The 9,094-nt window shown below is 45.8% G+C and carries 10 protein-coding genes and 1 pseudogene; 2 read left to right on the plus strand and 9 right to left on the minus strand.

Going from position 1 to position 9,094, the window contains the following annotated elements; genetic code table 11:
• Window positions 1-86: 86 nt before the first annotated feature.
• The 7 genes from JCM12178_RS21105 to JCM12178_RS21115 form a co-directional block, all read right to left on the minus strand.
• The gene (locus JCM12178_RS21105) at window positions 87-305 is read right to left on the minus strand and encodes a hypothetical protein (RefSeq protein WP_369404544.1); all 219 of its coding nucleotides are present in this window, start codon (window positions 303-305) and stop codon (window positions 87-89) included.
• Between the two features lie 851 nt (window positions 306-1,156).
• Window positions 1,157-1,372 (minus strand): hypothetical protein, encoded by a 216-nt coding sequence (locus JCM12178_RS18470; RefSeq protein ID WP_157054960.1) that lies wholly within the window; start codon window positions 1,370-1,372, stop codon window positions 1,157-1,159.
• A gap of 365 nt (window positions 1,373-1,737) precedes the next feature.
• The gene (locus tag JCM12178_RS21110; RefSeq protein ID WP_054652779.1) at window positions 1,738-1,971 is read right to left on the minus strand and encodes an integrase core domain-containing protein; all 234 of its coding nucleotides are present in this window, start codon (window positions 1,969-1,971) and stop codon (window positions 1,738-1,740) included.
• Window positions 1,972-3,030: 1,059 nt separating this feature from the next.
• Entirely contained in the window at window positions 3,031-3,705 is a 675-nt protein-coding gene (locus JCM12178_RS18475) for a hypothetical protein (RefSeq protein ID WP_157054961.1), read from the minus strand.
• Between the two features lie 26 nt (window positions 3,706-3,731).
• The gene (locus tag JCM12178_RS15755; protein ID WP_083465994.1) at window positions 3,732-4,517 is read right to left on the minus strand and encodes a tetratricopeptide repeat protein; all 786 of its coding nucleotides are present in this window, start codon (window positions 4,515-4,517) and stop codon (window positions 3,732-3,734) included.
• A 642-nt stretch (window positions 4,518-5,159) separates the two neighbouring features.
• Entirely contained in the window at window positions 5,160-5,375 is a 216-nt protein-coding gene (locus JCM12178_RS15760) for a hypothetical protein (protein WP_157054962.1), read from the minus strand.
• Window positions 5,376-5,575: 200 nt separating this feature from the next.
• Complete coding sequence (locus JCM12178_RS21115) at window positions 5,576-5,872, minus strand: IS5 family transposase (protein WP_054652785.1); 297 nt, start codon at window positions 5,870-5,872, stop codon at window positions 5,576-5,578.
• Between the two features lie 727 nt (window positions 5,873-6,599).
• Between JCM12178_RS21115 and JCM12178_RS21120 the strand changes: the two genes are divergently transcribed.
• Complete coding sequence (locus tag JCM12178_RS21120) at window positions 6,600-6,830, plus strand: IS3 family transposase (RefSeq protein WP_083465995.1); 231 nt, start codon at window positions 6,600-6,602, stop codon at window positions 6,828-6,830.
• A gap of 160 nt (window positions 6,831-6,990) precedes the next feature.
• On the opposite strand, the gene JCM12178_RS18020 is transcribed toward JCM12178_RS21120, so the two are convergent.
• Both JCM12178_RS18020 and JCM12178_RS18025 read right to left on the minus strand, forming a co-directional pair.
• Window positions 6,991-7,608, minus strand: a complete 618-nt coding sequence (locus tag JCM12178_RS18020) for an HD-GYP domain-containing protein (protein ID WP_083465996.1) — start codon at window positions 7,606-7,608, stop codon at window positions 6,991-6,993.
• Window positions 7,609-8,203: 595 nt separating this feature from the next.
• Window positions 8,204-8,665 carry a response regulator gene (locus tag JCM12178_RS18025; RefSeq protein ID WP_083465997.1) on the minus strand — a complete coding sequence of 154 codons (462 nt, stop codon included), beginning with the start codon at window positions 8,663-8,665 and terminating at the stop codon, window positions 8,204-8,206.
• 182 nt (window positions 8,666-8,847) lie between these two features.
• Here JCM12178_RS18025 and JCM12178_RS15775 point away from each other — a divergent pair.
• Window positions 8,848-9,078, plus strand: a pseudogene (locus JCM12178_RS15775) (transposase); the annotation flags it as partial.
• Between the last annotated feature and the right edge of the window lie 16 nt (window positions 9,079-9,094).

Genomic DNA, 9,094 nt, shown 5'->3' on the forward strand with positions numbered 1-9,094 from the left:
AAACCGCACCACTCCCCGCCACTTTTTGCCTTCCTTGTAGGGCATTGGGTATCTCCTTATCCGGAAGGCCGCTTATTGCCTGAAGATTACCAAAGGCTGTGGGCACTGGTCAATTTGACCTTTCGCCGACGGGAAGTGATGCGCTCCCCGCAGACTTCATGCTCAGGAGCATCAACGCTTCCCAGCCGCATGTAAGCCTCGACGGCTTCACGGTGAAAGCGTATGCCGCGTTTCCCCACAATGAACGCGCCAAGACGCTGCTTCATGTCAGCTCGGCGCATCAAGCTTTCAGAGCAGTTCAGCATCTTTGCCACGTCTTTTACCCTCAGCACATCGGACACCAGAAAACGACCATCCTGTTTTTGGTTAACCGACCTGCCTACAACGTGCGCAAAAGAAAATTCTAGGTTCAGGGGTAGGTATTTTAAAAAATTATATTCAATCAAATTGACAACTTATAAAATCGGCCGAAAATAGTCGTTTCGAAAGACGTTTTTCCTCGTTCAGACCTTTTCCCTAACCAGTTAGGAAAAAACACTGAAAAGCCCCCTTGTGTTTTCTTTTTCCCGGGCTTTTTAGTTGGCTTTTTGCAAAACCCCCTTGTCATTTGTTTCCAGCAGTGGCGATCGCGTACGGCTTTGCCGGAAGCGAGCGCCGCTGCTGCGGATCAAATGACGCTGGGGGGCGCGACCGAAACCGCGCGCGCAGGGGATGAATAGATTTGCATTTCGCTTTTTTCGTACGCCGAAGGCGGCGCCAAAAAGCCGAAATGTAAATCTAGAAGGGGGGCGCAAGACGCCCCCCTTTGTTTGGTTTGCTCATGACGCAGAAAAGCCCCAGAAAGGGGCTTCTCTTGAAAATATGAATGCCTGACGCAACTATGCTCTAAGCAAGGGTCTTGTCATGAAGGTCCGTCGTCCCTGCGGGACGCCTGACAATGCAATGAAGTAGGTACTTGGCTCGTAGCCAAAACGCCAGCAGGACAAGAAAGATCAGCTTTCAACTCCCGGAAACAAGGCGGTGATACCGTCTCACTCCGGGTGGGCCAAGCGGTCCGAAGCGGACCGCCCGTGGCAGAAGCTGCCACACAACTCAAATTACGGGATAAATGAATGCCCTGTTCCCAGAGAAAGAAGAATCTTCCATGAATGTCCAGTTAATAGGGAATGTCACAACGTAAGCGCATACGTCTTACGTCTGCGGCAGATGCAGAAAAGTGACCATCGGGGACGTTGGCAATGGCTGGCGCTCTGGTCCAGCCGTTCATCGGGTAATGGGGTTGTGTTGAACCGGCGTTTGTTTCGGAAAGGATGCCGTTTGTTTTGGGAAAACGGCGGTAAGCGTTGAAGCCGTAGGCTTCGTACGTCGTCATCAGTTCGGATCCATCGCGAACTTATGACGACCAGATCGGTGGTAGTGCCTCCTTTGTATCAAGGTTTATGGATTTCCATACCACGACTTTTGCTGATTTCCACTCGGGGGGCCGACTTTCTGCAGAAAAAACTGACTCCGCTTGTCGCTCGACAATGTGGCACAAGCGGCGGCCCGGTCATGGCTAAGCCCTTCGGGCGGATTCCTTGCGGTCATCCGGCCTTGCAAGAACCGCCTTTGTAGCGTCCCCTTTCCTAGGGCCAGTTATGGGCAGATTTTTGTCAGCTTATGGAGTTGCCCAGTGGGCAAGGGGATCCTCCTATCCGCTGGGCAGCAAATTTTATCGGCTACATATTCCCCATAGCTTCATGAGAGCGCTCCTCGTTGGACTCTCAGGTATAAGTCTTCTATAATGGCCCAAACTTGGCTCAGGCTGTTGAAAACATATAAATCTAGGGCTTCTTCTCTGTAGGTCCGATTGAACCGCTCGAAGTATGAGTTCTGGTTGGGTTTGCCTGGCTGAATGAAATCCAGATTCATACCATACGATTCGCCCCAGGCCGCCATGACGCACCCTGAGAAATCCGGACCGTTGTCCATCCACAAATTTCGGGGTGGCTGCCACGTTTTCCCTCGATCCGCCCCCTTACTGGAGTAGCCCCCATTTCGACCGGACACCTCGGCCTATGTAGAAGGTAGGACAGGAGGTATGACCAGACATAGTACTACGATTCTATCCTGGAAAATCCGTTTCAGCGCCTATCCCAGTATTTATTCAAGTCATCGTCTTGGGCCATGTACCCAAAGGAAAACGCCAAAAGCACAAAAAATCCTTCCAGCTTGCGTATTCACTTCAATAAATTGAATGCCGCAGCCGGCATGAACAGGTTAATGGCTTCACCAACCGAACCTTTAAGACAGCCCAGAGGCATACAATGGTCATGCTAGGGATGGCCGATGACGGACTCAACGGCCGTTGGACGACGAAGACATTGTCTGACTCTAAAGCAATTGTGTAGGCTATCCTAATTTCTCGGGCGTTCAGGAATCAGGATTCGAGAATCATCACCTGTTTCAGCCTCTGTAGGCCCGGTCACAAATTACCACTGATGGACAAGTTTCTGTGACCGTCCAGGATTGTTTGTGGCCATCCGGCAAGGTAGTCTCCTTCGAAATGTCTTTTCATGAAGCTCATTGCATCGACGATAATACCCGTAGTCTTGGAAACGGCGACAGCTGCCTTACTGACAAGCTCATATTTTTTGTGCGCCCTTCCCTTGGCAAAACAAAGAATGTCTGGCGTGTGAAAAACTGTAGGTCTTGTTTTTACCCCTCCGTTTCTACGCCCTGACTTGGTCTAACAAACCCAATCGGTCTTGATGACAAACTACGGCTTCCTTCGCCAGTTTGAGTCGAAGTCCCGAACAAGTACCCTAGCCATTGTACTCAGCCTTTTTGCCTTTTTCGACATCTTAGTCCGTTTCCCCCGGAGCTTGGGAAGCGTGGGTCTGAAACTGTGATGGAATTGGACTACATCTCAGTCTGCGATCACCCAAAAAAGTTTTCCTTATCTAAAGCAATGTTCAACGCCGATTCATGTGAGCGTCAATCGAGTGACTACACTCACACCCCAAAAGACCCGCTAAGCGCTAAAGTCATTTATCTTGCAGTCATTATCTCTAACTGTAAATCTTTGTATACCTCCTCGGCCTGGGTAAGGTTTTCAATACGCTGTTGAACCAATTTTTTCTCAACATCAGTTGAAAAGCAACGTAGCCGCGCAGATAATGCTGAAGTATGAGAACGAATGAACTTTCTAAATCCATCAAGTGGTATACCTTCTTTTAAATCGTCCATATAAAACAGATCTGAGGCCAAAAGAGGATAGTAAGGGTCTTGAAGTTGATCAATACAATTGAGCGCACTGTTTATGCCCTCAATCGCTCTATTTATTGAATAATCAAGTTCAGGAGAGTTGGCATGAGCTATTTCTTGAGTAAGTATTATTTTTTCCACAGCAAGAATGAATTTGGGATTTTTTGATTCGCGAACAGTTTTCAACAATTCTATCGTATTGCGGAGTCCACTGTTATACTTGTGTGAAGATTGAGACTGCTGCATTAAACTGTAATTGCTCCAATTTTTTTGCACCAAGCTCTCCATCCTCGAGAGACCTTTCGTGTCAATAGATGATAAAAATAACTCGATTTTTTTTGAAAGACTTCGACTGACCTCCTCATCCCAGCAATATGAAACACTGCTGAATAAAAGAGTGCACATTAAAGCTCCGACTCCAACAAACATAGCACTGCTTAGAAAAAAACTCTTTTTCATAAGAACCTCTTTTGTTTTATATACGTTTAGTTAATGTCTGACCATAGCTCTTGCGCAAGACGTTGCGCTTCTTCAATGTCTTTTTTGTTCATTTTAGTTGAAATTATTTTCCTTAGCATTTCAGAATATTCATCCCCATTTGCAGAGGCAAGATTAAGCCAAGAGTATGCAGTAATGTAATCAATTTCTAGACCAAGCCCATGTATATACATAAGCGCAAGGTTAATTTGTGCCAAGCCAACTCCTTTGCGGGCTGCTTTTAAAAAGTATTTATGGGCTAAAAAATAACTCTTTGGGACACCATGTCCTCTAAGATACATAATTCCGATATTATAGCTTGCAAGACTGTTCCCATACTTTTCTGCTTTGCGATACCAGTGCAGAGCGTCAAGAAACTTACCACGTTGATAAAAAACAACCCCTACATTGTTTGTCGATATACCATCATCGTTGCAAGAAGCTTCTTTAAATAACTCAAGAGCCTTTTTATAATCTTTTTCTACCCCATCTCCTTGCATGTACATTACACCTAAATTAATCTTTGCCTGGTCATTCCCTCTGTCTGCTGCAAGTTGACACCACTTTAATGCCATCAACTCATCTTTATGGTCTGAAAATATATATTCATTACACATTTGCTGGGAGTCTATTTCTTCTTTTGGTACATCTTTTAACAATGCGTCCATGCAATATTTATCATTAGGCAAACACCCCGCAACACACGAACATATTAATATCATTAATATCAAATCAAACCATTCTTTTAGGCAATTCCTGGTTACCTCTTTATAAGTATGAAAATATTTCAACATAAGCTCTCTGGTTGATGAGTCTTTTTACAAATCTATACAAATTCATGCCTCCACTGATTATCATATATTAGTATAAGCGCTGCCTATGTTACTAAATCTAAAAAAAAAATTACGTAGTCGGGCCTGAAAAACCCCGCTACAGCTTCTACGCCACATTTTCCGCCAGCAGTGGGCTTGATTCTTCGCCGAGGAGCAGAAACGCCAAGAGCACAAAAAACTCTCCGATCTTTCGAATCCATTTCCTGTAGTTGAACGCTGCGGCGGCCATAAACAAGTTGATGGCATAGCCTACCGCGCTCTAGAGCTAGCTCGGGGCCATGCGGTGGTCGTGTTTGAAATGGCCGATCGACCGGCTCGATAGCTGCCCAGCGGCGGAAGCGGAGCCGCACCTTGAGGCGCTGGTACACGTGTCCTTTTTTCGGAGACTTGGGGACTAGGATCTGCGAGTCACTGACCAGATTCAGGCCCCTGTAGCCCCGATCGCAGATCGCCATGGACGGACAAGCCCCCGGTGACCGCCCAACACTTTCGAGGACATTCGGTAGCGTATGGAGATGGTAGACAGTCTCGTTGAACGACATCGCGCCGACAATGATGCCCGTATTTTTTTGTGACCGCGGTGGACGCCTTGCGCCCGATTTCTTATTGCTTGTGCGCCTTGCCCTTGGAGACGCAAAGAATATCATGCTCGTGTAGGCTGTAGACCTTGTTCTTGTCGCTTCGTTTCTGGTCCTTGACCCGCTCGTACAGGTCGAGCCACTCCTGATGTCTGGTCAGGACTCCGCCCGACAATTTGTGCCGGAGTTCACGGATCAAGGCACCAGCCATTGTCCACATCTTTCTCATCTTTTTGGTCATCTTCATCCGTTTCAACCGAAGCTTGGAGAGAGCCTGCGCCTGAAGCTGCGACGTAAACCGACGCCCTCGCTTTCCGCGATCTTGCGGCAGCCCTCGATGACTTTGGTCAAAAACTTCAGGTTGGTAGGAAAGGTCACTTTTTTTTCTTGGACCGTAGTATCCACCGTGATCTTTCGTTCTTTGGTATCTTCGCCATGCAGTTACACGGAGCCATTCAAAATCTGTCGTGCACCGCCCTTGCCAACGCGCTTGCGGAAATAGATCAAATCCGTGGGGTCGCAAGACAGGCTCCACTGGAACTCGGTCATAACGCAAAACACCTGGTAGTAAGGATTTTGCGTCCATGCCTCCAAGACTCGTTCGTCGCTCAGGTTCTCCAACTGCTTGGGGAGCATCAGCCCGACCATAAGCCGGGTCGGCTTAGCCGGCCGACCTTGGTCGCTGTAGAGTTCGGCGAACTCCTCCTCGAATCGACCCCAAGGAATTCTCCTCGCCAATTGAAGGAGCGGAGCCTACGGATCGAGCTGGTCAGAAGATCAGGGTAAAAGAACGTTCCCTGCGGCTGTTTCTTGGGTTTTGCCCTCATGACTCTCCCGCCATTCACTGCATCGTTTCGACCGTGTTTCTCCGGATTCACAACGTTTATTGGTCAATAATACTACATTGCATGAGTGCAATTATTATGAAAAATCAAATCACTGGAAGTATTTCAGACCCGACTACGTACCTCATCCAGATGCCCTGCTCACGTGAAAAGGTCCGCCGAGAATCTGAATTTTTCGGCGAAATCGACTATCAGAAAAGTCGGAGGATTTCGTGGTGAAGAAATCAAGATACACCGAAGAACAAATCGCCTTTGCCCTGCGCTAGGCCAAGCATGGGACTCCCGTGAAGTAAGTGATCCATAAAATGGCGATCAGCGAGCAGACCTTCTATCCCTGAAAATAGAAGTATGGGGGCCTTGGTACCAGCGGCTTCGCCGGTTGAAGATGCCTGAAGAGAAAAACCATACGCTCAAACAAATAGTAGCGGATTTGAGTCTCGACAAAGTCATGCTTCAGGTTGTGCTGTCAAAAAAGCTCCGAGGCCTGGTCGCCGGCGGGGGGTTGGTGGACGACCTCCGGGGCGATTACGACATGAGCATCCGCCGAACATGCCGCATCGAACTCATACCCCGGTCACTGTACCTACTGACGAAAAACTGACGATCAGGCAGAGCTTCGCATGAGAATCTGTAAAATCGCGACACCCCGAGTTCGCTATGACTACGGGCGCATTCAAACATTGCTCTGCCGAGAAGACTGGGAAATCGACCATAAACAGGTGTATCGCCTCTACAAGGAGGAGGGACTGTTGCTGCGCAACAAAAGACCAAAGCCAATCGTAAGCGCTGCCACCGTGAAAAAACAGAAAGCGCAACACTGCTCGATGAACTGTGGTCTATGGGCTTCATGAGCGATGCTCTTTTTGACGGCCGCAGATTCAAGCTGATGACGGTGATCGAAATATACACGAGAAAGTATTGCCATTGAAGCCGGCAAGGGTGTTACGGATGAACAGGTGACCGAAGTGCTGGCAAAGATAGCCAGTGATCGGTCATTGCCGCTGCGAATCTCTACTCGTAACTTGCTCTAAGATAGGGAACTTGACATGTGTCTTCTTTGCTCTGCCATCCCAAAACCTTGTTTCGTTGCACTTGGGCAAGAAAAGCATCAATAACACGTTCATTAAGTTTCCCTTTGCATCCTAATAACTGTTCAAATAACTCTTTATCATGCAATCTTGCTCTGTAAGGTCTATGTGAACACATTGCATCAAATGTATCAGCAACAGCAATAATTTTCGACTCCATTAGAATTTGACTAGAGTTAAGGCCAAACGGATAACCAGAACCATCTTCACGTTCATGGTGCTGGAGCACAACTTTTGCAGCATGTTTAAATAATTTACAATTTTTCAATAATTCATATGCCTTTTGTGGGTGCTCTTTGATTATTTCGTATTCAAGGGAGGTTAATTTACCAGATTTGTTTAACAATTGAGTAGGAATCCATATTTTACCTATGTCATGAAGCAAAGCCGCTATCACCAACACTCTAAGAGACTTGCCATATATACCTAAATTCATTGCAATAAGCTTACTGATGTATGCAACGCGCTTATGGTGGCTATACGTATATTCATCATAATTTTTGATGATATGGAGATATGATTTCGTTATTGACAGTAGCATATAATTGCAAACATATAAAGCATCTTTTGTAGATGGTAATATTTTTATGAATCGGTTAGTTCAATGACTAAAAGAATGTTATTTGCTTTGGCGGAAAATACTATTTGGCATCAAATGTATTTCACTTAGTTAGGTTCCAAATATTTTCGATAACATTGATCTAGTTCTATCTTTTCTACACAAACTATACTCAATGCAACTTCGATAATGGCGAAATTCCTACACATCTAACGCTTATCTCGGTAGACAACCCGGCTCGTGCAGACAGCGCATCGGGCTAGAGAAGGTCGCCTGCTGTCTTTATAAAAGTATCAGGAAAACCTATATTGATTCTAAACCTTGCGCGCAAAGAGATACGACCGTGTCCAGCAAAAAGGTTTTCCTTTTAAAAACTCTTATTTTAACGTCTTCACAATAATTGAGGGCGATTAAAGAAAACATTTCTCTAAATAGTAGGTTGATTAGCAGGCTTGCTATCAAACCTGCTAATCAACAAGGCTTTAATGGCGGATGTGCCGAGAGGATTGTTCCTACAACACGGGTGGAGAGGGGTGCGCCTTGCTATTTCCGCCATTAAAATTTTTTAAATTACTCATTATATGCTGAAGCCTGCGTCTTTTAACTCTTCAAACCCTTGATTCAGAGCTCTTAACTCATCTGCTGTGAGAACAACTCTTGTATTTTGTTTAATCATTTTTCTAGACTGACGCTGTAAGTATTTCATCAGCCATTTTGTACTAAAAGGTTTAATTAATACTTGGTCAAGCTCTGCTCCACTTAGCTTTGCAGCAGGAAGTTCAACATCAGGGTAGCCCGTGACTAGTATTTTGTTTTCTATTGAGCAATGCTCCTTAGCTTTGATAAACAAATCAAGTCCATTTATGTTAGGCATTCTGTAGTCTACAATACAACAGAAAATTCTTCTATTGTCCATCGAGTACTTCAAAAACTCTCTAGGGTCATAAAAACACCGAACGCTATAAACTTGGCTTAGTATTCTCCATAAAGCATTCGCGGAATAAACATCATCATCGACAATGCAGATCTGTAGTTTCATTTTTTACCCCCGAGTTTTCTTCTAAATACTTTCTGGCTACGTTGAAATTACTAAATTATGTTTACGATTCTAATCTGAGTCTGCGATATAGACCCACTGACAATCTGAGTTTTCCGGCGAAATCGACTATCAGAAAGTAGGAGGATTTCGTCGTGAAGAAATCAAGGTACACCGAATAATAAATCGCCTTTGCCCTGCGCCAGGCCGAGCATGGGACTCCCGTGAAGGAAGTAATCAGTAAAATGGGGATCAGCGAGCAGACCTTCTATCGCTGGAAAAAGAAGTATGGGGGTCTTGGTACCAGCGAGCTTCGCCGGTTGAAGATGCTCGAAGAGGAAAACCGCAAGCTCAAACAAATGGTAGCGGATCTGAGTCTCGACAAAGTCATGCTTCAGGATGTGCTGTCAAAAAAGCTCTGAGGCCTGATCT

Origin of the sequence: Salidesulfovibrio brasiliensis JCM 12178 (assembly GCF_001311825.1) — a bacterium.
GTDB lineage: Bacteria > Desulfobacterota > Desulfovibrionia > Desulfovibrionales > Desulfovibrionaceae > Pseudodesulfovibrio > Pseudodesulfovibrio brasiliensis.

Bases quoted from the DNA above. Each gene is read 5' to 3' on its own strand.
- JCM12178_RS21105 (WP_369404544.1), bottom strand. From the start codon at position 305: ATGCTGAACTGCTCTGAAAGCTTGATGCGCCGAGCTGACATGAAGCAG.
- JCM12178_RS18470 (WP_157054960.1), bottom strand. From the start codon at position 1,372: ATGACGACGTACGAAGCCTACGGCTTCAACGCTTACCGCCGTTTTCCC.
- JCM12178_RS21110 (WP_054652779.1), bottom strand. From the start codon at position 1,971: ATGGACAACGGTCCGGATTTCTCAGGGTGCGTCATGGCGGCCTGGGGC.
- JCM12178_RS18475 (WP_157054961.1), bottom strand. From the start codon at position 3,705: ATGAAAAAGAGTTTTTTTCTAAGCAGTGCTATGTTTGTTGGAGTCGGA.
- JCM12178_RS15755 (WP_083465994.1), bottom strand. From the start codon at position 4,517: ATGTTGAAATATTTTCATACTTATAAAGAGGTAACCAGGAATTGCCTA.
- JCM12178_RS15760 (WP_157054962.1), bottom strand. From the start codon at position 5,375: ATGACCAAAAAGATGAGAAAGATGTGGACAATGGCTGGTGCCTTGATC.
- JCM12178_RS21120 (WP_083465995.1), top strand. From the start codon at position 6,600: ATGAGAATCTGTAAAATCGCGACACCCCGAGTTCGCTATGACTACGGG.
- JCM12178_RS18020 (WP_083465996.1), bottom strand. From the start codon at position 7,608: ATGCTACTGTCAATAACGAAATCATATCTCCATATCATCAAAAATTAT.
- JCM12178_RS18025 (WP_083465997.1), bottom strand. From the start codon at position 8,665: ATGAAACTACAGATCTGCATTGTCGATGATGATGTTTATTCCGCGAAT.